Genomic DNA, 24,278 nt, shown 5'->3' with positions numbered 1-24,278 from the left:
GATCCAACGCGATCGCGACGTCGGCACCGACGTCGGCGGCCAACGTCAGCAGCAGGTCGGTGGCGCCGGGCTCTTCGGGGTTGGGGAACGCGACGGTGGGGAAGTCCGGATCGGGCGCAAACTGCGCATCCACCACGTGCACATCATCGACGCCCGCCAAAGCCAATGCATCCAGGGCGAACTCGCCTCCGACACCGTGCATCGCGGTGAGCGCCACCCGGACCTCTCCGGCTGACCGCCGCACCGTCGCGACGCGCTCCAGGTAGGCCGCCACCAGCTCGGCGCCCGCGGGTTCCACCGGGGTGCGGGCGATTTCGTCGGCGTGCGGGGCCCGCGTGATCGCCGACTCGATCTCCCGGTCGGTGGGGGAGATGATCTGCAGGCCGCCGTCGGCGAACACCTTGTAGCCGTTGTCCGCCGGCGGATTGTGCGACGCGGTGATCTGCACGCCGGCCGCCGCGCCGAGGCGACGTACGGCGAACGCCACCACCGGTGTGGGCGCCGGCGTGTAGAGGTGGGTGACGGTAAAGCCCTCGGCGGCAAGAACTTCGGCCGCTGCCCTGGCGAACTCCTCGGATCCGTGCCGGGCGTCGCGGCCGACCACCACCGGTGAGCCACCCAGGCAACGATCCTTGAGCACCTGTGCCAGCGCCCAGGTGGTGCGCATCACGACGGCCAGGTTCATACCGTCCGGTCCACCGCGCAGCGGCCCACGCAATCCGGCGGTGCCAAAGGTCAGTGGATGCGCGAACCGCCGGGCCAACTCATCGGCATCGCAGGCGGCCAGTTCTGCGGCGGTGACGGGGTCGGGGTCATGCGCGATCCAGTCCTGTGCCGACGTCATGTCCCGATTGTGCCTGCCTCGGCGTCGGCGAGCTTGCGCAACACCGGGGCCACCAGCAACAGCAGCCCGAACTCCAACTCGGTGAGGTTCTCCCGCATCGAGGAGTCCAGCCAGGCGTCCCGCTCGGCGCGGTCGGCGGCCAGTAGCGCGGTGCCGTCGTCGGTGAGCTCGACGAGCTGTCGTCGCCGGTCGCCGTCATCGGCGCGGCGGGACACCAGCCCGGCGGCGGCCAACCCGTTGATGCTGTCGGTCAGGGACTGCACGCGCACCTGCATCCTGGCGGCCAGTTCGGCCGGGGTGGCGGCGCCGGTGCGGGTCACCTCCGCGAGGACCTGCATCTGGCTCAGGGTCAGGCCGTGATCGGGTCGGTGACGTCGCAGTTGACGTGCGACCGCCATCACCGATTCCCGCAGTTCGGTCGCTGTCGAGGTGTCGGGCTGCGCCATATACCAAGTTATACCTTGTCAATTAGGGGGAATATCGCAGTTTGTCGCAGCGCAATTACAAGGGCATACTTGCTATCGAGAGGAGTGCTGGTTGATGAGGAAGTGGCGCGGACTGGCGAAGTGGATCCTGCTGGCGGCGGTCAGCGTGGCGGCCACCGTTCCGCTCACCGCCCTCGGCGTGCCCTCGGCAGGCCTGTTCGCCGCCCTCGTGGTCGGCATCGTCCTTGCGCTGGCGAACCTGGCCCCCGCGGCGGTGCCACGCACAGTGGGCATCGCCGCGCAGGGCGTGCTCGGCGTCTACATCGGGACCATGGTGTCGCGCGACGCCGTGGGCGCACTGGGTCCGCACTGGATGATCGTGCTCGGTGTGGCCGTGGCGACCCTGCTCATCAGCGTGGTCTTCGGCGCCCTGCTCGGCCTGCGCCGTGACGTGAGTCCGCTGACCGGATCGTTGGCCATGGTTGCCGGCGGCGCTTCCGGCCTGGTGGCCATCGCACGCGAACTCGGCGCCGACGACCGCGTCGTGGCCGTCGTGCAGTACCTGCGGGTGGCGCTGGTGACGGCCTCCATGCCCATCGTCGTCACACTGATCTACCGCGCCGAGCGGACCCACCATGGCGCACTGGCCGATCAAACCTCCTCGGCGCCTTGGTACCTCAGCGTCCTGGTACTCGTCGGTCTGGTGTTGGTCGGGGCCACGGCCGGCAAGCTGATCCGGCTGCCCGGCGCGGGCCTGCTCGGGCCGTTGGCGCTGACCGTGGTGTGGCAACTGAGCGGGGTGCCGTTCGACTTGAGCGTGCCCGCCGTGCTGGTTCAGGTCGGCTACCTGGTGATCGGCTGGCAGGCCGGCGTCGCGTTCACCCGCGATTCGCTGCGTGCGGTCGGACGCACTCTTCCTGCGGCGCTGGCACTGATCGTGGTGCTGACCGTCGCGACCGCCGGTCTCGGCGCGCTGCTGGCCCACTTCGCCGGCCTGACCCCGCTGGAGGGGTATCTGGCCACCAGCCCGGGCGGGGTGTACGCAGTCCTGGCCACCGCTGTCGAGACCGGCTCCAACGTCACCTTCATCATCGCCGCGCAGGTGGTGCGCATCCTGTTGATGCTGTTCGCCGCACCGTTCCTGGCCAAGGCGATCGTGCGGGTCAGTGACCGCTTCCGGCCGCGCGCGGTTCTCGTCGGTACCTGATCTGCTGTGCAGCAACACCGTTGGCCGGCATGATCGTCCGCCTCTCAGCGCCGGTCCAGGCCGGACAGTCGGACCGCGAGGCGGCGGCGCACCGCGGGCAGCCTCCCGGCGAGCCGCATCATGGCGTTGCGTAAGGGGCGTTTGCGCGCGGACAGGGTGGCCAAGTCGGTGAGCCGGTCGGCCAGTTGCACGACCCGGCCGGCGACTTCACGACGCTGGGTGGCGTAGGCGTCCAGCAGCGTCTCCGGCTCACCGTGCAGCACCCGGGACAGGCATTCACCGGCCGCGACCGCATCTTCGATACCGAGGTTCATGCCTTGCCCACCGGCGGGCGAATGGACATGAGCGGCGTCCCCGGCGAGCAGGATCCGGTCACTGCGGAACGTGTCGGCGATCCGGTGGTGCACCCGGAACCGCGAGCCCCACAGCACTTCCTCGACGACGACGGGCTTGTCCTGCGGGCCGCGCTCATCGAGCAGCCCTTGCACGAATGCGGTGTCGGGCAGTGCCGGGGCGTCCTCGACGGTGGCCACGATGCGGTACCGGTCGTCGGGCAGTGGTGCGAGCACCACGAGGCCGGTCGGAGAAAAGTAGAGGATCACCTCGTCGGCGGGGACGCCCCCGGACAGGCGCACGTCGGCCAATGCGAACGATTCGGCATAGGTGCTGCCGGTGAAGGGGATGGCGAGGTGTTCGCGGATGGTGCTGTGCACGCCGTCGGCGCCGATCAGGTAGCGGGCCCGGATCTGATGCCCGTCGGCGAACGTGGCCAGTACCCCGTCGGCACCCTGCTCGACTCCCGTCAGAGTGGCGGGCCGCAGGACGCGCCCGCCGAGGTTCTCCAGTTGCTTGAGCAGCAGGGCCTCGGTGTCGGCCTGCGAGATCATCAGCGTGTAAGGGTACGGAGTCGGCAAGGTGCTGAACGGGATCGCGATGAGCAGTGCGTCCCGGTCCCGGATCGCGAACCGGGGTGTGTGCAGGCCGCGGGCGACGAGGTCCGGCGTCACGCCGTAGGGCTCCAGTAATTCGAGGGTGCGGGAGTGCACCACCGCCGCTCGTGAGGTGTTGGCACCCTCGGGTTGACCGTCGACCAGCGTCACCGTGTGGCCGCGTTGGGTGAGCACGATCGCGGCGGTGAGGCCGACCGGGCCGGCACCGACCACCAGTACGTCTGTCATGGATGGGGACATCTCGACTCCTTTGTCAACAACTGTTGGCCAACATCTGTTGACAACGGTAGGTCGCCCATGGGCTCAATGTCAACACTTGTTGGCCTACAATCGTTGACATGAGACGACCGGCCATCGAGACCAAGGCGGTGATCCTCGCCGCGGCCAGGGAACGCTTCGCCGCGGACGGCTACGAGCGCGCCACCATCCGGGCCATCGCCGCCGATGCCGGAATCGATCCGTCGATGGTGATGCGCTACTACGGCAACAAGGAGAATCTGTTCGCCGCGGCTGCGGAATTCGACCTCGAACTGCCGGACCTGACGCAGGTCCCCGTCGAGGGGATCGGCGCCGCGCTGGCCGACCACTTCGTGGAGCGCTGGGAACGCGACGAGGCACTGCTCATCCTGCTGCGGGCCGGCGTCACCAATGAGGCTGTCGCGGAACGGATGCGGACCATCTTCGCGGCCCAACTGGCGCCGGTGATCATGAAGACCGTCGCCGACGCGGAGCAGGCGCCCAAGCGGGCCAGCCTGGCCGCTTCGCAGGTGCTCGGCATGGCGCTGTGCCGATACGTGCTGGCATTCCCGCCGCTGCGTGAGATGACGCGCCACGAGCTGGTCGAGTGGATCGGGCCCACGCTGCAGCGGTACCTCACCGGCTAAAGCCGGGCGATGACCCCGGCCAGCAGCGCGCCCATCCTGGCCGCCGACTGCCGGCCCGCTTCCAGCACCTCGTCGTGGCTGAGCGGCTGACCCGTCATGCCCGCGGCCAGGTTCGTCACCAGCGACACGCCCAGCACCTCGGCGCCGGCGGCGCGCGCGGCGATCGTCTCGTGCACCGTGGACATGCCGACCAGATCGGCGCCCACGGTCCGCAGCATTCGGATCTCGGCGGGCGTTTCGTAGTGCGGCCCGGGCAGCCCGGCGTACACGCCTTCGGCCAGCGTCGGATCGATCTCGCGGGCGATCGCGCGCAGACGCGGGGCGTAGGCGTCGACCAGGTCGACGAACTGCGCGCCGACCAGCGGAGAGCGGGCCGTCAGATTCAGGTGATCGCTGATGAGCACCGGCTGGCCGACGCTGTACTCGGGGCGCAGCCCGCCCGCGGCGTTGGTGAGGATGACGGTGCCGGCCCCGGCGGCACACGCGGTCCGGACCGGATGCACCACATGTTGCAGGTCGTGGCCCTCATAGGCGTGGATGCGCCCGACGAGCACCAGCACGCGGTGTGCACCGATGGTGACCGAATGCACCTGACCGCGGTGCCCGGCCGCGGTGGGCGGGGTGAATCCGGGCAGGTCGGCCATCGCCACGGACGCGGACGGCTCGCCCAGCGCGCTCAGCGCCGGCGCCCATCCCGACCCGAGGACCACGGCGATGTCGTGGGCGGGCACCCCGGTCTGTTCGCTGATCGCGGTGGCGGCGTCGTTGGCGGCCGTCTGGGGATCTGACACGAGTGAGATACTGCCAGGATGTCCACGGGTAGCGCGTCGTCGATCGTCGAGGACGCCGTCAACCGCCGCCGCGATGACCTCGTCGCACTGTCGCACGATATCCACGCCGAACCGGAGCTCGCGTTCGACGAGCACCGCAGCTGCGCCAAGACCCAGGCGCTGGTCGCCGAACGTGGCTTCGCCGTCCAGGCCGCGCCCGGCGGGCTCGACACCGCGTTCCGCGCCGAGTTCGGCAGTGGGTCCCTGGTGATCGGTATCTGCGCCGAATACGACGCGCTGCCCGAGATGGGGCACGCCTGCGGGCACAACATCATCGCCGCCTCGGCGGTGGGCACCGCGCTGGCGTTGGCCGAGGTGGCCGACGAACTGGATCTGACGGTCGTCCTCATCGGCACCCCCGCCGAGGAGGCCGGTGGCGGAAAGGTGTTGCTGCTCAACGCCGGAACGTTCGATGACATCGCCGCGGCGGTCATGCTGCACCCGGGGCCCGCCGATATGGCCGCGGCCCGTTCGCTGGCACTCTCCGAGGTGGCGGTCAGCTACACGGGGCGTGAGTCGCATGCCGCGGTCGCGCCCTACCTGGGTATCAACGCCGCCGACGCGGTCACCGTCGCCCAGGTGGCCGTCGGGTTGCTGCGCCAGCAGCTCGCGCCCGGGCAGATGATGCACGGCATCGTCACCAACGGCGGTCAGGCCACCAATGTCATTCCCGCACATGCCGAAATGAAGTACACGATGCGTGCCACCGACATGAATTCGCTGCGCCTGCTGGAGGCCAAAATGGCCGGCTGTTTCGAGTCCGGCGCGGTGGCCACCGGCTGCGAACACGGTGTCCGGGAGACCGCGCCGCCTTATGACGCGCTGGCGCCCGACCGTTTCCTGGCCGAGGTGTTCCGTGCCGAGATGATCCGCAATGGCCGGCATCCGCTGCCGGTGGAATTGGAGGCGGCCTTGCCGTTGGGGAGTACCGATATGGGCAACGTCACCCAGGTGCTGCCGGGCATCCACCCGGTGGTGAGCATCGATGCCGGCGGTGCCTCGCTGCACCAGCCGCAGTTCGCGGCCGCCGCTGCCGGGCCCAGCGCCGACAAAGCCGTCATCGACGGGTCGATCATGTTGGCGCGCACCGTCGTTGCCCTGGCGCAGAACGACACCGAACGCGGTCGGGTGCTGGAGGCACAGGCCCGGCGGAGGGCGTCATGACCTTGCGGGAACACACCGACGCGTGGCTGGCCGCCCACCACGATGAGCTGGTCGCCTGGCGCCGCCACATCCACGCCCATCCCGAACTCGGCCGCCAGGAGTTCGCGACCACCGAATTCGTCGCGACCCGACTGGCCGACGCCGGCCTGAACCCCAAGGTGCTGCCCGGGGGGACCGGCCTGACATGTGATTTCGGGCCCGAGGACCGTCCACGCGTGGCACTGCGTGCCGATATGGATGCCCTGCCGATGGCGGAGCGCACCGGGCTGCCGTTCTCCTCGACGGTTCCCGGCGTGGCGCATGCCTGCGGGCATGACGGGCACACCAGCGTGTTGCTCGGCGCCGGGCTGGCCATGGCATCGGCTCCCGAACTGCCGGTCGGCGTGCGGCTGATCTTCCAGCCCGCCGAGGAACTGATGCCCGGCGGTGCGATCGACGCGGTCGCGGCCGGAGCGGTGACCGGTGTGGCACGGATTTTCGCCCTGCACTGCGATCCGCGTCTGGAGGTGGGCAAGGTCGCGGTGCGGCTCGGTCCGATCACCTCGGCGGCCGATTCGATCGAGATCACCCTACATTCGCCCGGCGGCCACACGTCGCGGCCGCACCTGACCGGTGACCTGGTGTACGCACTGGGCACCCTGATCACCGGTGTGCCCGGGGTGCTGTCGCGGCGTATCGACCCCCGCAAGAGCACCGTCATGGTGTGGGGTGCAGTCAACGCAGGGGTGGCGGCCAATGCGATCCCGCAGACCGGCACGCTGGCGGGCACCATCCGGACCTCCAGCCGCGAGACCTGGCTGACACTGGAATCGCTTGTCCACGAGATTGTTTCGTCATTGCTGGCGCCGTTGGCCGTGGAGTACAGCGTGAATTACCGCCGTGGCGTACCGCCGGTGGTCAACGAAGAGGTGTCCACCCGCATCCTCACCCACGCCATCGAGGCGCTCGGGCCGACCGCGCTGGCCGACACCCACCAGTCCGGGGGTGGCGAGGACTTCTCCTGGTACCTGGAGGAAGTGCCCGGCGCCATGGCACGCCTGGGCGTCTGGTCGGGGCAGGGGGCGCAGCTGGACCTGCACCAGCCGACCTTCGATCTGGATGAGCGGGCGCTGGCGGTGGGTGTGCGCACCATGGTGAACCTGGTGGAGCAGTCGGGCCTCGTCTAGTGCGAGTACTTGCCGCAATGTCAGCCTGACAGCCTCGTCGTGGATATATAGGCACGGCGACGCTGTCAGGGTGACATTGCGAGTCAGCCGAGGGGTCTAGGTGCCGGGCCCGACGTTGCCCGCGGGGCGGATGCGCAGATCGTGCACGTACTCGGCAGGGGCGCCGGCGATCTCCGCGGCGTCGGCCATCACGCCGAGGTAGCGCGCGGACGGCACCCCGCCCTCCCAGGCGTCCACCACGTACAGCCAGGCCAGCACCGGGTCGGTGGTGGTGTCCGAGGTCAGCCGGTCCACCCGGCAGCGGATCTTCTTGTGGAAGCCGAGTTCGGACCCTTCCCAGCGGTCCAGGTTCTCCTCGTCCTCGGGAGTCATGTCGTAGAGCACGACGAACACCCGGGACAACGGATCCTCGACCAGGGTCGCCAACGCGCCCTCCCAGCTGAGGTCCTCGCCGCCGAAGGTCAGCCGCCAGCCATACAGCCAGCCGGTCCCCGCCATCGGTGAATGCGGAGCCCGCTGCAGCATCTGTTCCGGATGCATGTTCGATCCGTAAGCGGCGTAGAGCGGCACGCGCCCAACTTTAAGGGGTACGGCGGGCAGGAGCCCAGCGACCCGGGAGATAGGCGCGGCGGGCAGGGGCGCAGCGACCCGGCGGATCAGTCATGTGGGCTCGAGCGCAGTGACCCACTACGTTTATCACCGTGCCAACCCGCATCGTGATCATCGGCGGCGGTCCCGCCGGATATGAGGCAGCCCTCGTCGCCGCGGCCCGCGGACCGGCCGTACAGGTGACCGTCATCGACTCCGACGGCATCGGCGGCGCCTGCGTCCTGTTCGACTGCGTCCCGTCCAAGACCTTCATCGCGTCCACCGGTGTGCGCACCGAGCTGCGCCGCGCCAACGGTCTGGGCTTCGACATCGCCATCGACGATGCCAAGATTTCCCTCGCCGACATCCACAACAGGGTCAAGACGCTGGCCAGGTCGCAGTCGGCCGATATAGGCTCCCAGCTGCTGAGCAGCGGGGTCTCGGTCGTGCGCGGGCGCGGTGAGCTCGTCGACGACGTGCCCGGCATGGCGGCCCACCGGGTCAAGGTCACCACCACCGACGGCAAGACCGGGGTGCTCAAGGCCGATGTGGTGCTGATCGCCACCGGCGCCACCCCGCGGGTGCTGCCCAACGCCCGGCCCGACGGCGAGCGCATCCTGAACTGGCGCCAGCTCTACGACCTGACCGAACTGCCCGAGCACCTGGTGATCGTGGGTTCGGGCGTGACCGGCGCCGAGTTCTGCAGCGCCTACACCGAGCTCGGGGTGAAGGTGACGGTGGTGGCCAGCCGCGACCAGATCCTGCCGCACGAGGACTCCGACGCCGCCGCCGTGCTGGAGGAGGCCTTCGCCGAGCGCGGCGTGAAGCTGGTGAAGAACGCCCGCGCCGACTCGGTGACCCGTACCGACAACGGCATCAAGGTGGCGATGGCCGACGGACGCGTGGTCGAGGGCAGCCACGCCCTGATGACGGTGGGTTCGGTGCCCAACACCGGGGGCCTGGGACTGGAGCGGGTCGGTATCGAGCTCGGAGCGGGCAACTATCTCAGCGTGGACCGGGTGTCGCGGACCACCGCGCCCGGCATCTACGCCGCCGGTGACTGCACCGGCTTGCTGCCGCTGGCCTCGGTGGCCGCCATGCAGGGCCGCATCGCGATGTACCACGCACTCGGCGAAGGCGTGTCGCCGATCCGGCTGCGTACGGTGGCCGCCGCGGTGTTCACCCGCCCGGAGATCGCCGCCGTCGGCGTCCCGCAGACCGCGATCGACAGCGGCGCAGTCCCCGCCCGCACCCTGATGCTGCCGCTGACCACCAACGCCAGGGCGAAGATGTCGCTGCTGCGGCGCGGCTTCGTCAAGATCTTCTGCCGGCCCGCCACCGGTGTGGTGATCGGCGGCGTGGTCGTCGCGCCGATCGCCTCCGAGCTCATCCTGCCGATCGCGTTGGCCGTCCAGAACAACCTGACGGTGACCGACCTGGCCCAGACCCTGTCGGTGTACCCGTCGCTGTCCGGTTCGACCGTGGAGGCCGCGCGCCGGCTGATGGCTCACGACGACCTCGACTAAAGGCGAGGTCTGGGCGCTGACGCCCCACACCGTGCGGTCGTGCAACGTAGGCTCGTAATCGTGACCGACCCGATCTCAGGCACTGCTCAAGCTCGGCTCGGGCCCACCCAGCGGGCGACCGCCTGGGAACGGCTCGGCAGCGAACAGTTCGACGTCGTCGTCATCGGTGGTGGTGTGGTCGGTGCCGGTGCGGCCCTGGACGCCGCGACCCGCGGCCTGAAGGTCGCCCTCGTCGAGGCCCGCGACTTCGCGTCGGGCACCTCCAGCCGGAGCTCGAAGATGTTCCACGGCGGCCTGCGCTACCTGGAACAGCTGGAATTCGGCCTGGTGCGCGAGGCGCTGCACGAACGCGAATTGTCGCTCACCACGCTGGCGCCGCATCTGGTCAAGCCGCTGCCGTTCCTGTTCCCGCTGACCAAGCGGGTCTGGGAGCGCCCCTACATCGCGGCGGGCATCTTCCTCTACGACCAGCTGGGTGGATCGAAATCTGTTCCGGCGCAGAAGCATCTGCTGCGGGCGGGCGCCTTGAGGCTGGCGCCCGGGCTCAAGCGCAGTTCACTCATCGGCGGAATCCGCTACTACGACACCGTCGTCGACGACGCCCGGCACACCATGACGGTGGCCCGCACCGCGGCGCACTACGGTGCCGTGGTGCGCACCTCCACCCAGGTCGTCGCGCTGCTGCGCGAGGGTGACCGGGTGACCGGGGTCAAGGTGCGCGACTCCGAGAACGGTGCGGTCACCGAGGTCCGCGGGCACGTCGTGGTGAACGCCACCGGTGTGTGGACCGACGAGATCCAGGCATTGTCCAAGGAGCGCGGCCGATTCCGGGTGCGCGCCTCCAAGGGTGTGCACATCGTGGTCCCACGCGACCGTGTCGTCAGCGAGGTCGCGATCATCCTGCGCACCGAGAAGTCGGTGCTGTTCGTCATCCCGTGGGGCACGCACTGGATCATCGGCACCACCGACACCGACTGGAATCTCGATCTCGCGCACCCGGCGGCGACCAAGGCCGACATCGACTACATCCTCGGCCATGTCAACACGGTGCTGGCCACCCCGCTGACCCACGACGACATCGACGGCGTGTACGCGGGCCTGCGTCCGCTGCTGGCCGGTGAGAGCGAGTCGACGTCGAAGCTGTCGCGCGAGCACGCCGTCGCGGTGCCCTCACCGGGCCTGGTCGCCATCGCAGGCGGTAAGTACACCACCTACCGGGTGATGGGGCAGGACGCGATCGACGCGGCCGCCGAATTCGTGCCCACCCGGGTGGCGCCGTCCATCACCGAGAAGGTGCCGCTGGTGGGCGCCGACGGATACTTCGCGCTGGTGAACCAGACCGAACACGTCGGCACCCATTACGGTCTGCACCCGTACCGCGTGCGTCATCTGCTCGACCGCTACGGTTCGCTGATCAGCGAGGTGCTCTCGACTGCCGAGGGCAAACCCGAACTGCTGGAACCGATCACCGACGCCCCGGTGTATCTGAAGGTGGAGGCGGTGTACGCCGCGGCGGCCGAGGGGGCGCTGCACCTGGAGGACGTCCTGGCCAGACGGACGCGGATCTCCATCGAGTACCCGCACCGCGGCGTGGACTGCGCCCGCGAGGTTGCCGAAGTCATTGCGCCCGTGCTCGGTTGGAGCGCCGAGGATATCGACCGCGAGGTCGCAACCTACCTGGCCCGGGTCGAGGCCGAGGTGCAATCGCAGCAGGAGCCCGACGACGAGTCCGCGGACGCACTTCGCGCGGCGGCCCCCGAGGCGCGCGCCGAGATCCTGGAACCGGTGCCGCTGAATTGAGCGCCCCGTTGCCCGACCGCGACGGGCTGGGACCTACCCGTGTCCGCCTTCGKGGCGGCGCGGTTCTCGTCGAACTGGCCGACCGATTCGGCGAGGCTGCGGCCACCAAAGTGCTTGCCGGGGAGGTGGTTTGCGCGGACGGTGCGGTGGTCGGCGCGTCGACGGTGCTGCCTCCCGGCGCGTTCGTCTACCTGTACCGCGACCTGCCCGACGAGGTGCCCGTCCCGTTCGAGATGCCGATCCTGCACCGCGACGACGACATCGTGGTGGTCGACAAGCCACACTTCCTGRCCACCATGCCCCGCGGCGGGCATGTCGTGCAGACCGCGGTGGTACGGCTGCGGCGTGAACTCGGTCTGCCGGAGCTGAGCCCCGCGCACCGCCTGGACCGGCTGACCGCCGGAGTGTTGCTGTTCACGGCACGGCGAGAGCTGCGCGGCGCGTACCAGACCCTGTTCGCCGCACAGAAGACCCGCAAGATCTATCTGGCGCGCGCGACCGGCACACCCACGGTCGACCTCCCGGCGGTGGTGCGCAGCCGGATCAGCAAGGAGCGCGGCCGTTTACAGGCCTACGAGGAGCCCGGAGAACCGAACGCCGAAACCTACGTCGAACACCTCTCCGGCGGGTTGTACCGGCTGACCCCGCGCACCGGGCGCACTCACCAACTGCGCGTGCACATGGCGTCGCTCGGTGTGCCGATCGACAACGACTCGCTGTACCCGGACGTGCTCGAGGTGGCGGCCGACGATTTCAGCCGCCCGCTGCAACTGCTGGCGCAGACGCTGGAATTCGAGGACCCGCTGAGCGGCGAACCGCGGCGGTTCACCAGCGGCCGGGCGTTGCTCGCCGGGACGTAGGTCTTGTCGGGAAGCCTCCGGCGTGGTCAGGTGTGCGACGGGTCGGCTCATTTGTTTTCGGAAAGGTTCGTTCATGCGTGCTGCAGTGGCTGCGTTGTCGATGTTGGCGGTGGGGGTCATAAACGCGACGGGTGTGGCGTGGGCGGCACCCGCGGCGCCCAGCGCCGAGGAACTGACCTCGGAGTTGCAGCAGGTGCTCAACACGGGTGCCCCGGCCGCCACGCGTGCCGCCAAGCTCGCCGGCGGGGATGCCGCGGTGCCCACCACCGACAACATCGCCAACCGGCTCAACGCCTACAGCGGCATGGTCGACTGGCAGGTACAGAATCCGGTGCTCAACGGAAACCAGGTGGACGCGCAGATCGCGGTGACCATCCCGCTCTTCGGGACCAAGACGCACCACATCTACTGGATCGACCAGGGCGGTGCGTGGAAGTTGTCCAATCCGTCGGCGTGCGTCATCGCGCGGGACGTCGCCGGGGTCGACTGCACCGTCTGAGGCGGTCAGTTCTCCTTGAGGGTGAATTGCGCGATACCGCCCCAGTGCTGCAAGGTATGCGTCTGCTCCAACGGGTTCTCGGCGAAAAGCCATTCGACATAGAGCTTTTTGATGTTGCGCGCCAAATCGACCGGAATATTGCCGATGACGGCCGCTTCCAAACCCTCGATATCGATCTTGAGGATGTCGATTTGGCCGTGCTTTTCGACGACGTCACGCAATATCTGCTGAGAATTGACGCATGTCACGGTCAAGGAATTGCCCAATTCGGCGTTTACGCCGCCGTACCGGCCAGTTTCCTCGAAGCCGAACTCGACCTCGCCGGCGACGGCACCGACCGCAACTTCCTGCAGCGCATAGCGGTCCTCGAACGGGCGCAGGTTGTTCTGCAGGCGCGCGACGTTACGCGGCAGCGGCTCGAATAGGTAGGTGAAGGCTTCTGGATTCCGTGACAGGAAATACGCCGCGGAAATGCCGATATTGGAGCCGAAATCGACGATGACACGGTCATTGGTGTCGGCGTGATAGTCGGATCGGCAGAAGATCTCGTTCACCGTCAGCACGTCATGCGCGGTGTACAGCTGCAGCGAGACCCAGCCCAGCGGGGTGCGCACGCGGATGACGGTGGGGTAGGTGCCGGCCCCGGTGAGGTAACGCCTGAAGATCTCCACGGGGTGCTCGTAAACCCGCAGCATGTTGCGTGCGGCGATGTAGTTCCGGCGGTGCAGAACTGAACCGGCAATTTTGCCGAATCCACGCCCAGCGATCTGCATTCCACCTCCAGAGTGACGGGTCAACCTTGCGGTAGGTATGCCCGGTTCCGAATGAGATTAGTCGTAAGCGCACATTTTGACAGCGGAGGGCCGCGCATGTGTGACGTAGTAGTGACTTTGTCGCGGGCGGGGCCGCCATTAGCCGATGGTTGCTGAACGGTGGTTCACCGCAACCGGCGACGTCGATCTGATCTACTGACCGGCGTGGATCGCACCGGGTTTGACCAACTGTTCGACATGTCGGAACGCACGGTGATCGTGACCGGCGGCACCCGCGGAATCGGTCTGGCGCTGGCCGAGGGGTTCCTCCTGGCGGGCGCGCGGGTGGTGGTGGCCAGTCGCAAGACCGATGCCTGCGAGGCCGCCGCTGAGCACCTGCGCGGGCTGGGCGGGCAGGCCCTCGGCGTCCCGACGCATGTGGGCGACCCCGATTCGCTCGCAGCGCTGGTCTCGGCCACCGTCGGGGAGTTCGGTGGTGTCGACGTGGTGGTGAACAACGCCGCCAACGCCCTGGCGCAGCCGCTCGGTGAGATGACGCCCGAGGCGTGGACCAAGTCCTATTCCGTGAATCTGCAGGGGCCGGTGTTCTTGGTGCAGCACGCACTGCCGCATCTGAAGCAGAGTTCGTCGGCCGCGGTGCTGAACATGGTGTCCGTCGGGGCCTTCAATTTCGCGCCGTCACTGGCCATTTATGCGTCCGGGAAGGCGGCGTTGATGTCGGTCACCCGGTCGATGGCGGCCGAACTCGCTCCGTCGGGTATCCGGGTCAACGCCATTGCGCCGGGGCCCGTCGACACCGACATGATGCGCAACAATCCGCAGCGGGCCATCGACGCGATGACCGCGGGCACGCTGATGAAGCGCCTCGCCTCGCCCGACGAGATGGTCGGGGCGGCGCTGCTGCTGTGTTCGGGTGCAGGCAGTTACATGACCGGTCAGGTGGTCATCGTCGACGGGGGCGGGACGCCCCGCTAGTCCTTCTTGCGGTTGGCGAACGCCTGGGCGAAGGCCCGCATCTCACCGCTGGTGCCTGCCAGGATCTGGCTGCGGTTCTCGACCTGCAGTGCGTTCTCCAGRCTGCCGGCGTCGAGGTTGGCCCACAGCACCTGCTTGGTGGATTCGAGCCCGAATTTGCCGTATCCGCAGAGGGTTTCGGCGATACCGAGGGCGTCCTGCACGATCGCGTCGTCCTCGGATATCCGGGTCACCATGCCCAGGCGCAGGGCCTCATCGGCATCCACGGTGCGCGCGGTGAGGATCAGGTCGAAGGCAGGTCCGGCTCCGATGATGCGCGGCAGGGTGTAGCTGACGCCGATGTCGCAGCCCCCGATGCCCAGCTTGATGAACTGCGTGCAGAACCGTGCCGACCGGGCCGCGATCCGGATGTCGCCGGCCATCGCCAGCGCGAAGCCCCCGCCGTAGGCGGGTCCGTTCACCGCGGCGATCACCGGCTGGCGCAGCCGGTGCAGTTTGACCGTCAGCTCGGCGATGCGTTCCTGCCAGCGCATGCCGGCGCGCGGCGCCTCCAGGCCCGCCGATACCGAAGGCGGATTGGGGTCGGTGAGGTCCAGCCCGGCGCAGAATCCGCGGCCGGCGCCGGTGAGCACCACGACGCGGCAGTCGTTGTCGGCCCTGATGGCGTCGAGGGTGCTGTGCAGGTCCTCCACCAGCGTCGAGGACAGCGCGTTGAGTTTTTCCGGGCGGTTGAGCGTGATGACGGCGATCTCGGGCCGCGGATGGGTCAGCTCCAGTTCTGGCATGTGCGACACCCTAGGTGTCGTCGCTGCGCCATCCACGGACACCGACGGCGATCATCAGCATCTGTTTGATCGCGGTCTGCTTGATCGCTTCGAGGGCAGCCGGGTCGGCGACATCCTCGACCAGTTCGGCGATGGAGATCATCGCGTTGACGAACAGGTTGGCCAGGATGTTGAGGTCCTCGCTGCTCCAGTTCTTCAGCCCGGGGAAGCGGGCCAGGTCGATCGCGAGCTCGGAGGTGAGCAGCCGGATTTCGGTGCGGATCGCGTACCGCAGGGACGCGGTGCCGCTGGAGCGTTCGCGGGTGATGAAGCGCCAGTGCTCGCGGCGCTCGCTGATGCCGGCGATCAGGATCTCGGCGGAGGAGTCGATGACGTGGTTGGGGTCGAGTTTGCCGGCGCGGGCGCCGCGCAGCATGTCCCGCAGTGACCGGAACGACTCGTCGATCAGCACCAGGCCCAGCGACTCCATGGAGTCGAAGTGCCGGTAGAACGCGGCGGGCACGATGCCGGCCTCGCGGGTGACCTCGCGCAGGCTCAGGCCGGTGAAGCTGCCCTCTTCCAGCAGGTGCAGGGCAGCGGCCACGATCGCACGGCGGGTGACCTCCTTGCGTTCGTCGCGCGACAAGGTATCGCGCGAGCGGGACTTGCTCGAGCGACCGGAACGCCCCGAGCGGGCCTTGGGAATGTCGCTTTCCACAGCTAAAGAGCCTACAACCGCGCGCATGGCCGGTTCTTGGCCAGCAGAGCTACCAGGTGTTTGTGATTCAAGAGTACGAGTGTTCACTATGTTGCGCCCATCACAGCCTGCAGATTTTCCTTGACCAACAACCTCTAGCACGATCAGAGTGTACATATGTTCACCGAAACATTGACGCGGCGGATGTCCCGGTCCTCCCTGCTGAATTTGCTCACCGGACCCCACGGTGTCGACCGCTACACCGAGATCGTCGACCCCACCTGGACGCAGGGACAGGCCCGCGCACGCGTCGTCGCCGTCCGCCGTCAGACCTCGCGCAGCGTCACCCTGACCCTGCAGCCCAACCGCGCCTTCGCCGGCTTCCGCGCCGGCCAGCACATCAACTTGTCCGTCGAGATCGACGGACGCCGCCGCACCCGCTGCTACTCACCCGCAAGCGCCGAGGGCAGCCCGCTGATCGAACTGACCATCGGCCGTCACGACGACGGTCTGGTTTCGACCTATCTGTGCGATCACGCCCGACCCGGCATGGTGGTCGGCCTGGACTCCGTCGGCGGCGACTTCGTGATGCCCGCCGTCCGTCCGCGGCGCATCCTGTTCGTCTCCGGTGGCAGCGGCATCACCCCGGTCCTGTCCATGGTGCGCACGCTGCGCACCGAGGGATTCACCGGTGAGATCGCCTTCATCCACTACGCCCGCTCGGCCGCCGAGGCCTGCTATCAACAGGAACTCCACGCGCTGCCCGGCGTCCGGGTGCTGCACGGCTACACCCGCGACACCGCCGGATCCGATCTGGAAGGACGCTTCGGGACCGCGCATCTGGCGGCCGCGATGCCCGAACCGGATGCGGTGTTCGTGTGCGGCCCCGCGGTACTCATCGAGGCCGTCCGCGAGATCTTCCCGCAGGCACACTCGGAGAGCTTCGTACCCCCCGAGTTCGCCCTGCCGACCGAAACCAGCGGCGGCACAATCACGTTCGCCGACAGCGGTGTCGAGGTCGTCGATGACGGCCAGCCACTGCTGGCCCAGGCCGAGGCCGCCGGACTGAACCCGGAAAGCGGCTGCCGGATGGGTATCTGCCACAGCTGCACCCGCTTCAAGAAGAGCGGCGCGGTGCGAAACCTCATCACCGGAGCAGTGTCCACCGCTGATTGTGAAGACATCCAGATATGCGTCACCGCCGCCGTCGGTGACGTCGCCATCGATCTCTGAGACCGGAAGGAACAGTTATGACTGACATGATTTCCGTTCGCCCCGAAGCAATTTCCAAGGACGACATCCGTAACCGCGCGGTGCGCTCCGACAAGTACTCCCTGACCCCCGAGCAGGCCGATGCGTTCGGCGCCGAACTCGACGCCATCCGCGAACGGGTGGTCGCCGACCTCGGTGAGCGGGACACCACCTATATCCGCAAGGTCATCAAGGCCCAGCGCACCCTTGAGGTCGGTGGCCGGGCCCTGCTGTTCGGTGGCATCTTCCCGCCGTTCTGGCTGGCAGGCACCGCCATGCTGGGGATCGCCAAGATCCTCGACAACATGGAGATCGGCCACAACATCATGCACGGCCAGTACGACTGGACCGGTGATCCGGCGTTGGCCAGCAAGGCTTTCGAATGGGACAACGCCTGCCCGTCCGATCAGTGGCGGCATTCGCACAACTACATGCACCACACCTACACCAACATCGTGGACATGGACCGTGACATCGGCTACGGGATCCTGCGGATGAGCGAGGACCAGCGGTGGTCGCCGTACTACCTGGGCAACCCGGTGTACGCGTTCCTGCTGATGGTGCTGTTCCAGTACGGTGTGGCGTTGCACGAGCTGGAGACCGAACGCATCCGCTCCGGTGAGATCAGCGTCGCCGACAAGCGCGATATCATCCGCGGTATATGGCAGAAGACCAAGAAGCAGACGCTGAAGGATTATGTGGCCTTCCCGCTGCTCGCCGGGCCGTTCGCGCCGTGGGTGTTCACCGGCAACCTGACCGCCAACCTGATGCGCAACGTGTGGTCGTACATGATCATCTTCTGCGGACATTTCCCGGAGGGAACCCAGGAGTTCTCCATCGAGGAGACCAAGAGCGAATCCCGCGGCCAGTGGTACTTCCGCCAGCTGCTCGGCTCGGCGAACCTGACCGGCGGCAAGTGGTTCCACATCTTGAGCGGCAATCTGTCCTTCCAGATCGAACACCACCTGTTCCCGGACATCCCGGCCCACCGGCACGCCGAGATCTCGGTGGAGGTCCGCGAGATCTGCGAGCGCTACGGCCTGCCCTACAACAGTGGACCGCTGTACAAGCAGTTCGGCACCGTGGTCAAGAAGATCCTGCGGCTGGCCTTGCCGACCCGCAATCCGGCTGCCCCGAAACCTGAAGCGGCTCAGGCCGCCTGACAATTCGGGCACCAATATCTGATCCGGTCGCCGCTGTCGTCCCTCTTGATGGGGGTACGGCAGCGGCGACACGGTTCTGCGGCCCTGCCGTACACCCAGAATTGCTGGCCGCGACGGGTGTTTCCGGTGATGATGCGATTCGGCCGGTTCCGGTTCAGCCACAACATGTCCCGTGCGCGTTGCACGACCCGCAGCGGATCGGCAAGGCTACCGACCGGCGCCTCGGGGCTGCGGCCGAACACGAAACACAGTTCGTTGGCGAAGACGTTGCCGACGCCGGCCATCACCCGCTGATCCAATAAGGCATCGGCGAGTTCGCGGTCCGGTTGGGCGATCAGGTTCGCCGCCGCCCGCTGCGGATCCCAATCCGGGCCGAGCAGATCCGGCCCGAGATGGGCCACGACATCCTGATCATGGTCGCGTTCCAGGACGTCGAGGATGCCCAGATCGATCCCGAATGCCACCGTGTCAGCGGTGCCCAGCACGATGCGTACCCGGTGCTGGGGGCCGCGGAACCCGCCGATCACCCAGCTGCCGTCCATCTTCAGATGAGAATGGATGCTGGCGTCGCCCACCCGGATGAACAGGTGCTTGCCGCGGCTGAGGACCTCGTCGACAACCTGCCCGGTCAGGTCCACCGTCGCATGGCGGGGGACGCGGATATCGCAGCGGGTCAGCGTCTTTCCGGCGAGCGCCTCGCGCAGTTTGGTGGCGGTGCGGAAGACGGTGTCACCTTCGGGCATACCCCATTGAACATGCTCACACCGACGTGAGTGCCTTCTGCTGCCGGTGTACCCGGTCCAAGGTGGCGAAATAGAAGGCGTAGGCAAACGCGCAACTGGTGAACAGGCTGGCCACGAAGTACAGCCACGGACGTTTGATGCCGCGCCGGTAGCCGTCGACGATGGTGAACAGCGGCAGCAGGATGACGTTGATGATGGTGTAGTCCTGGCTGGCCGAGGCGGCCGCCGGGTTCGCGTAGCCGAGCACGATGAACTGTTGCCAGCTGCCGGGACCCCAGATCGGGTTGCCGCCCTCGACTGCGTAGCTCGCGACGAATTGATGGTTGAAGTAGTAACCGAGCGCGATCGATGCGACGCCGATGACGTAGAAGAGGATCTCCAACGGTGAGAACATCGGGCTGCCATCGGTCGGGCGTGCGAACACGTGCTGGTTGGCGCGGACGATCCAGGCGATGACGCCGATACCCAGCACGAGGTGAACGATGAGCGAGACCATCATCGGAGTATCGGACAGCGGCCTCAAGTTTTGTCAGTTTTGACAAGTTCAACGCAGGCGAAGTCCTCGGGGGGTGCGCGCGAAGCCGGCGGCGACGAGCGCCTCCAACACGGTGGCATGTTCTTCACCGGCGTTGGGGTCGAGCACCGTGACACCGTTGACGCGTTCCACCAGCAGTGCCGGAATCCGGCCGCCGGGTCCGACCAGGGTGGCCAGCGCCGCCGCGGCGGCACCCTGCGCTTCCGCCTCGGCACCGAAGCTGAGCAGGGACTTTCCGCCGCGCTCCAGGAACCACACCAGCTGCCCGTCGACCAGCGCCACCAGCGCTCCGGCCTTGCGCCCGGGGCGGTGTGTCACCTCGGCGGCATCCGGCCAGGGCAATGCCATGCCGTACGGGTTGGCGGGGTCGGTGGCCGCCAGCACCACGGCGTGCAGTTCCGGGCGCTGCGGGTCGATACCGTCCAGATAGGAGCGCAGCCGGTCGACCGTGGAGGCCGCGGCGAATTGTGCGCCGCCCAGTGATTCCACGAAATAGCCACGCTGGCAACGTCCGGCGTCCTCGAACGCGGTGAGCACCTTGTAGAGCATCGCGAATCCGCCGGGTACGCCGTCGGCGGCACCGCGGGTGAGCACTCCGAAACGGTTGAGCAGCAGCTCGGCCTGGAAGTGTGCGCGCACCGTGGAATCGGGTGTGGCGGCGGGCAACGCCGACCAGCGACCGGCCACCGTCGGATCGGTCCGCGGCTGCCCCTGTGCCAGGCTGTAGCGGCTCAGCCGCGGGGGGCGCTGGCGCTGCCGGTGCGACGGAGCGCCGGCGCGGCGCGGGCCCGACAGCAGGGCGCGCACCGGGGCGAACGTGTCACCGGTGACCCAGCCGGCCCAGATCAGTTCCCACAGAGCTGTTTTCAGATCGCCCTCGGACAAACCGTCGGCCAGCTGACGGAAGAAATAGGCGCCGCCGTGACCGAGGGCCTCCATGATGGCGCGGTGATTGTCGTTGAACTCGATCTCGGCGGGCGGGGCGAGCGTCATCGGCGCGGAGTCGCCCAGGTGGAAGGCGATCCAGCCGTCGGATCCGCCGATCTGACCCATACCCGACCAGGTCACCTCGCCGGAGGCCAGCAGCTCATCGAGCATCGCGGGCTGATAGTCGGCCACCCGCTGGGGAAACACCAGTGTCTCGATCGCCGACGCCGGCAGTGCCTGGCCGGCCAACTGTTCGATCACCACGGCCAGGCCGTCCACCCCGCGGTTGTGGGTGGAGCCGACATGTTGCCAGGCCGGCAGGAAGCGGCCGTACGCCGCGGTGCTGACCGGTTCCACCGCGGCGCGCAGGGCCGCCAGTGACCGTCGCCGGAGAATCTTGAGAACGGTGGTGTCACACCATTGTTCGGAAGATCCGGCGATCGCTTCGGTGAACTCGCCGCGGATCAACCGGCCGTCGCCTGCCAGCCGGCCCAGTACGTCGGCGGTCACCCGGATGCCCAACCCGAACCGGGCGGCGGCTTCGTCGGTGCTGAAGGGCCCGCGGGTGCGGGCGAAGCGCCCGAGCAGATCGCCGAGGGGATCGGTGACCGATTCGGTGAGGCTGGCGGGCACCCAGACCGGTACCGCCACCCCGACACCGTCGCGCAAGAGCGCGACGTCCTCGACGGTCACCCACCACGTCGATCCGGCGTAGGACACCGTCAGCGCGCGTCGGGCGGCGCGCAACCCGTCCAGCCAACCGCCGATGTCGTCCTGCACGCAGCGTTCCACGATCTCGGCTTCGGTGAGCGGCCCGAGCAGGCGCAGCAGATCGGCGACACCCTCCGCGTCGCGGACGGCCCGGTCGGCATCGAGATGTTGCAGTTGCCTGGTGGTCGCGGTGACCACATCAGGGTCGAGCAGGTCGCGCAGCTCCACCCGGCCCAGCAGTTCGGCCAGCAGGACGGTGTCCAATGACAGTGCTGCGGCGCGTCTTTCGGCGAGAGGGCTGTCGCCTTCGTACATGAATGCGCCGACGTACCCGAACAAGGCGGCGGCGGCGAAGGGTGACGGCGTGGCGGTCTCGACTTCGAGCAACCGGATCTTGCGCTGGGCGACCCTGTTCATGATGTCCGTCAGAGCGGGCACGTCGTAGACGTCCTGCAGGCATTCCCGGACGGTCTCCAGCACGATGGGGAAATCGGGGTACTTGCGGGCCACGTCGAGCAGTTGGGCGGCGCGCTGGCGTTGGTGCCACAGCGGGGACCGCTTGCCGGGATGGCGGCGTGGCAGCAGCAGCGCCCGGGCGGCGCACTCGCGGAACCGGGACGCGAACAAGGCCGAACCACCGACCTCGTCGGTGACGATGGGTTCCAGTTCGTCGGCGTCGAACACGAAAAGTTCTGCCCCGGGGGGATCGTCGCCGCCATCGGGCAGTCGCACGATGATGCCGTCGTCGGAGGCGGTCGGCTTCTCGTCGATCCCGTAGCGTTCCCGCAGCCGCCGTGCGACCGCCAGCGCCAGCGGGCCGTGCACACGTAAGCCGTAGGGGGAGTGCAGGATCACCCGCCAGTCGCCCAGCTCGTCATGGAAGCGTTCCACGATCAACGTGGTGTCACTGGGGACCGCACCGGTGGCCTGACGCTGCTCGTCGAGCAGCTGCCACAGGTTGTCCGTCGCGAACTCGTCGAATCCGGTTTCCTGGCAGCGCGTGCGGAAAGCGTCGGATCCCAATTGGGCGAGCTCGCCGGTGAACGCCCCGACCGCCGCGCCCAGTTCGGCGGGACGTCCCACGCTGTCACCACGCCAGAACGGCAGCCGGGCGGGCAGGCCGGGTGCGGGCACCACCAGTACCCGGTCGTGGGTGATCTCGGTGATGCGCCAGCTCGTGGCACCCAGCGAGATCACGTCACCGGGCCGCGATTCGTAGACCATCTCCTCGTCGAGTTCGCCGACCCGTGAGGGCTTTTCGGACTCGGAGGCGAGGTAGACGGTGAACATGCCGCGGTCGGGGATGGCGCCACCGGAGGTGACCGCCAGACGTTGCGCACCGGGCCGCGCGTTGAGGGTTCGGGCGTCGCGGTCATAGACCAGCCGGGGGCGCAGTTCGGCGAACTCGGTCGACGGGTACTTCCCGGACAGCAGATCCAGCGTCGCCTCGAAGGCGCTGCGCGGCAATGCCGCAAAGGGTGCACTGCGTCGCACCGTGTCGAACCAGGCATCGGCGTCCAACGGTTCGAGCGCGGCCGCGGCGACGGTGTGCTGGGCGAGCACGTCCAGGGGGTTCGCCGGCACCCGCATGGTTTCGATCTGGCCGGCCCGCATCCGCTCCACCGTGACGGCACAGTCGATCAGGTCGGTGCGATGCTTCGGGAAGAGCACGCCCTGGGATATCTCACCGACCTGGTGCCCGGCGCGGCCGACGCGCTGCAGGCCGCTGGCCACCGACGGCGGCGCGGACACCTGGATGACCAGATCCACCGCGCCCATGTCGATGCCGAGTTCCAGGCTGGAGGTGGCGACGACAGCCTTGAGCCGCCCACTCTTGAGATCGTCCTCGACCAGTGCGCGTTGCTCCTTGCTCACCGAACCGTGATGGGCCTTGGCCAGCACGGTCGGCGCCCCGAAGCTCTGCCCGCTGGCCATGACGTGTGCCGGCGCGCCGGCAGCCACCTTCGTGTTGTGCCCGCCCGGCAATTCGACACCGTTGCGTTCGGCGTGGATCTCGTTGAGCCGGGAGGTGAGACGTTCCGCGAGGCGGCGCGAGTTGGCGAACACGATCGACGAGTGATGCGCTTCGACCAGGTCGACGATGCGTTCTTCCACATCGGGCCAGATGGAGCCCTCGGTCAGGTTCGTCATATCGGGCACCGGAACCTGCACCTGCAGTTCGAAGGTCTTGTCCGCTGGCGGGGCGACGATGGTCGTCGGCGCTGTCCCGGCCAGGAACCGGGCCACCTCCTCGGCGGGCCGCACCGTGGCCGACAACCCGATGCGCTGCGCGGGCCGCTCCAGCATGGCGTCCAGTCGCTCCAGGGAGACGGCGAGGTGGGCACCGCGTTTGGTGGCGGCAACGGCGTGTACCTCGTCGATGATCACGGTGCGCACCTCGGTCAGGGTGTCGCGCGCCGCCGAGGTGAGCATGAGGAACAGCGATTCGGGGGTGGTGATCAGGATGTCGGGAGGTCTGGAGATCAGGTCGCGGCGGTCTTTGGGTGTGGTGTCCCCGGAGCGCACGCCGACGGTGATGGTGGGTGCCGGCACGTCCGCGCGCTCGGCCACCCGGGCCAGGCCGGTCAGCGGGGTGCGCAGATTGCGCTCGACATCGACGGCCAGCGCCTTGAGCGGGGATACGTAGAGGACACGCGTGCCGGCAGACCGTTCCGAGGGGTGCTGGGCGAGGTCGTCGATGGCCCACAGGAAGGCGGCCAGGGTCTTGCCGGAGCCGGTCGGGGCGATGACCAGCGTGTTGTCCCCGTCGGCGATCGCCGACCAGGCCTGCGCCTGGGCCGCGGTGGGGGCGGGGAAGGTGCCACGGAACCAGTCCCGGGTCAGCGGACTGAACCGGGCCAGTGGGTCGATCTCGGCGGGCACGTCCTCCATGGTGCCCCCACCCACCGACAAGTTGCGATGACCTGCGGCAATCGCTGTGCAGAGGCGCTCGAACTGGCATACGATCCTGACGGAGACGTCAGTTTCGCTCACGA

At 68.1% G+C, this 24,278-nt stretch carries 22 protein-coding genes; 11 read left to right on the top strand and 11 right to left on the bottom strand.

Annotated features, from left to right (window positions below; translation table 11 throughout):
* A partial coding sequence (locus tag AC1DTF_RS19050; RefSeq protein ID WP_477475186.1) for a phosphohexomutase domain-containing protein occupies positions 1 to 844 on the bottom strand: 844 nt, incomplete at its 3' end.
* Entirely contained in the window at positions 841 to 1,290 is a 450-nt protein-coding gene (locus tag AC1DTF_RS19045) for a MarR family winged helix-turn-helix transcriptional regulator (protein WP_057166853.1), read from the bottom strand. The genes AC1DTF_RS19045 and AC1DTF_RS19050, both read right to left, overlap by 4 nt.
* A 94-nt stretch (positions 1,291 to 1,384) precedes the next feature.
* On the opposite strand from AC1DTF_RS19045, the gene AC1DTF_RS19040 reads away from it, so the two are divergent.
* Positions 1,385 to 2,476 (top strand): AbrB family transcriptional regulator, encoded by a 1,092-nt coding sequence (locus AC1DTF_RS19040; protein ID WP_477475185.1) that lies wholly within the window; start codon positions 1,385 to 1,387, stop codon positions 2,474 to 2,476.
* Positions 2,477 to 2,520: 44 nt separating this feature from the next.
* Here AC1DTF_RS19040 and AC1DTF_RS19035 read toward each other — a convergent pair whose 3' ends face one another.
* Positions 2,521 to 3,654 (bottom strand): FAD-dependent oxidoreductase, encoded by a 1,134-nt coding sequence (locus tag AC1DTF_RS19035; RefSeq protein WP_477475184.1) that lies wholly within the window; start codon positions 3,652 to 3,654, stop codon positions 2,521 to 2,523.
* A gap of 110 nt (positions 3,655 to 3,764) precedes the next feature.
* On the opposite strand from AC1DTF_RS19035, the gene AC1DTF_RS19030 reads away from it, so the two are divergent.
* Complete coding sequence (locus AC1DTF_RS19030; RefSeq protein WP_477475183.1) at positions 3,765 to 4,310, top strand: TetR/AcrR family transcriptional regulator; 546 nt, start codon at positions 3,765 to 3,767, stop codon at positions 4,308 to 4,310.
* Here AC1DTF_RS19030 and AC1DTF_RS19025 read toward each other — a convergent pair.
* Positions 4,307 to 5,101: a purine-nucleoside phosphorylase gene (locus AC1DTF_RS19025; RefSeq protein ID WP_477475182.1), complete on the bottom strand. Its 795-nt coding sequence runs from the start codon at positions 5,099 to 5,101 to the stop codon at positions 4,307 to 4,309. The genes AC1DTF_RS19030 and AC1DTF_RS19025 overlap by 4 nt on opposite strands.
* 18 nt (positions 5,102 to 5,119) lie before the next feature.
* Between AC1DTF_RS19025 and AC1DTF_RS19020 the strand changes: the two genes are divergently transcribed.
* Both AC1DTF_RS19020 and AC1DTF_RS19015 read left to right on the top strand, forming a co-directional pair.
* Positions 5,120 to 6,304 (top strand): M20 family metallopeptidase, encoded by a 1,185-nt coding sequence (locus AC1DTF_RS19020; RefSeq protein WP_477475181.1) that lies wholly within the window; start codon positions 5,120 to 5,122, stop codon positions 6,302 to 6,304.
* Entirely contained in the window at positions 6,301 to 7,470 is a 1,170-nt protein-coding gene (locus tag AC1DTF_RS19015; RefSeq protein ID WP_477475180.1) for a M20 family metallopeptidase, read from the top strand. Before AC1DTF_RS19020 ends, AC1DTF_RS19015 begins: the two co-directional genes overlap by 4 nt.
* A 96-nt stretch (positions 7,471 to 7,566) precedes the next feature.
* On the opposite strand, the gene AC1DTF_RS19010 is transcribed toward AC1DTF_RS19015, so the two are convergent.
* Entirely contained in the window at positions 7,567 to 8,040 is a 474-nt protein-coding gene (locus tag AC1DTF_RS19010; RefSeq protein ID WP_057166845.1) for a gamma-glutamylcyclotransferase family protein, read from the bottom strand.
* A gap of 131 nt (positions 8,041 to 8,171) precedes the next feature.
* On the opposite strand from AC1DTF_RS19010, the gene AC1DTF_RS19005 reads away from it, so the two are divergent.
* The 4 genes from AC1DTF_RS19005 to AC1DTF_RS18990 all read left to right on the top strand — a co-directional run bounded on the left by AC1DTF_RS19005 (position 8,172) and on the right by AC1DTF_RS18990 (position 12,743).
* Entirely contained in the window at positions 8,172 to 9,584 is a 1,413-nt protein-coding gene (locus tag AC1DTF_RS19005) for an NAD(P)H-quinone dehydrogenase (protein ID WP_057166844.1), read from the top strand.
* 60 nt (positions 9,585 to 9,644) lie between these two features.
* Positions 9,645 to 11,384, top strand: a complete 1,740-nt coding sequence (locus AC1DTF_RS19000) for a glycerol-3-phosphate dehydrogenase/oxidase (RefSeq protein WP_477475179.1) — start codon at positions 9,645 to 9,647, stop codon at positions 11,382 to 11,384.
* Entirely contained in the window at positions 11,381 to 12,244 is an 864-nt protein-coding gene (locus tag AC1DTF_RS18995) for a pseudouridine synthase (RefSeq protein WP_477475178.1), read from the top strand. Before AC1DTF_RS19000 ends, AC1DTF_RS18995 begins: the two co-directional genes overlap by 4 nt.
* Before the next feature lie 73 nt (positions 12,245 to 12,317).
* Complete coding sequence (locus AC1DTF_RS18990; protein WP_477475177.1) at positions 12,318 to 12,743, top strand: MTB12 C-terminal domain-containing protein; 426 nt, start codon at positions 12,318 to 12,320, stop codon at positions 12,741 to 12,743.
* A 5-nt stretch (positions 12,744 to 12,748) separates the two neighbouring features.
* Here the strand turns inward: AC1DTF_RS18990 and AC1DTF_RS18985 are convergent, their stop codons facing one another.
* The gene (locus tag AC1DTF_RS18985; RefSeq protein ID WP_057166840.1) at positions 12,749 to 13,516 is read right to left on the bottom strand and encodes an FkbM family methyltransferase; all 768 of its coding nucleotides are present in this window, start codon (positions 13,514 to 13,516) and stop codon (positions 12,749 to 12,751) included.
* Positions 13,517 to 13,720: 204 nt separating this feature from the next.
* On the opposite strand from AC1DTF_RS18985, the gene AC1DTF_RS18980 reads away from it, so the two are divergent.
* Complete coding sequence (locus AC1DTF_RS18980; RefSeq protein ID WP_477475176.1) at positions 13,721 to 14,491, top strand: SDR family NAD(P)-dependent oxidoreductase; 771 nt, start codon at positions 13,721 to 13,723, stop codon at positions 14,489 to 14,491.
* On the opposite strand, the gene AC1DTF_RS18975 is transcribed toward AC1DTF_RS18980, so the two are convergent.
* Positions 14,488 to 15,276 (bottom strand): enoyl-CoA hydratase/isomerase family protein, encoded by a 789-nt coding sequence (locus AC1DTF_RS18975; protein WP_477475175.1) that lies wholly within the window; start codon positions 15,274 to 15,276, stop codon positions 14,488 to 14,490. The genes AC1DTF_RS18980 and AC1DTF_RS18975 overlap by 4 nt on opposite strands.
* A gap of 10 nt (positions 15,277 to 15,286) precedes the next feature.
* Positions 15,287 to 16,000, bottom strand: a complete 714-nt coding sequence (locus AC1DTF_RS18970; protein WP_477475174.1) for a TetR family transcriptional regulator — start codon at positions 15,998 to 16,000, stop codon at positions 15,287 to 15,289.
* 129 nt (positions 16,001 to 16,129) lie between these two features.
* Here AC1DTF_RS18970 and AC1DTF_RS18965 point away from each other — a divergent pair, with 129 nt between their 5' ends.
* Positions 16,130 to 17,185 carry a ferredoxin reductase gene (locus AC1DTF_RS18965; protein WP_477475173.1) on the top strand — a complete coding sequence of 352 codons (1,056 nt, stop codon included), beginning with the start codon at positions 16,130 to 16,132 and terminating at the stop codon, positions 17,183 to 17,185.
* Positions 17,186 to 17,202: 17 nt separating this feature from the next.
* Positions 17,203 to 18,366 (top strand): fatty acid desaturase family protein, encoded by a 1,164-nt coding sequence (locus AC1DTF_RS18960; RefSeq protein WP_082614084.1) that lies wholly within the window; start codon positions 17,203 to 17,205, stop codon positions 18,364 to 18,366.
* Here AC1DTF_RS18960 and nei2 read toward each other — a convergent pair.
* From nei2 to AC1DTF_RS18945, 3 genes are read right to left on the bottom strand one after another with little or no spacing between them, the layout of a single operon-like run.
* Entirely contained in the window at positions 18,354 to 19,109 is a 756-nt protein-coding gene (gene nei2 / locus AC1DTF_RS18955; protein ID WP_477475172.1) for an endonuclease VIII Nei2, read from the bottom strand. The two genes, AC1DTF_RS18960 and nei2, sit on opposite strands and share 13 nt — an antisense overlap.
* A 16-nt stretch (positions 19,110 to 19,125) precedes the next feature.
* A complete protein-coding gene (locus AC1DTF_RS18950; RefSeq protein ID WP_477475187.1) occupies positions 19,126 to 19,605 on the bottom strand; it encodes a DUF2834 domain-containing protein in 480 nt (159 codons plus the stop codon).
* A gap of 48 nt (positions 19,606 to 19,653) precedes the next feature.
* Positions 19,654 to 24,174 carry an ATP-dependent helicase gene (locus AC1DTF_RS18945; RefSeq protein WP_477475171.1) on the bottom strand — a complete coding sequence of 1,507 codons (4,521 nt, stop codon included), beginning with the start codon at positions 24,172 to 24,174 and terminating at the stop codon, positions 19,654 to 19,656.
* Positions 24,175 to 24,278: the final 104 nt, after the last annotated feature.

It is taken from the genome of Mycobacterium sp. P4_H6, from assembly GCF_056400845.1.
The sequence above is the reverse complement of the archived record's forward strand: the minus strand, read 5'-3'. Positions and strand labels throughout refer to the sequence as shown.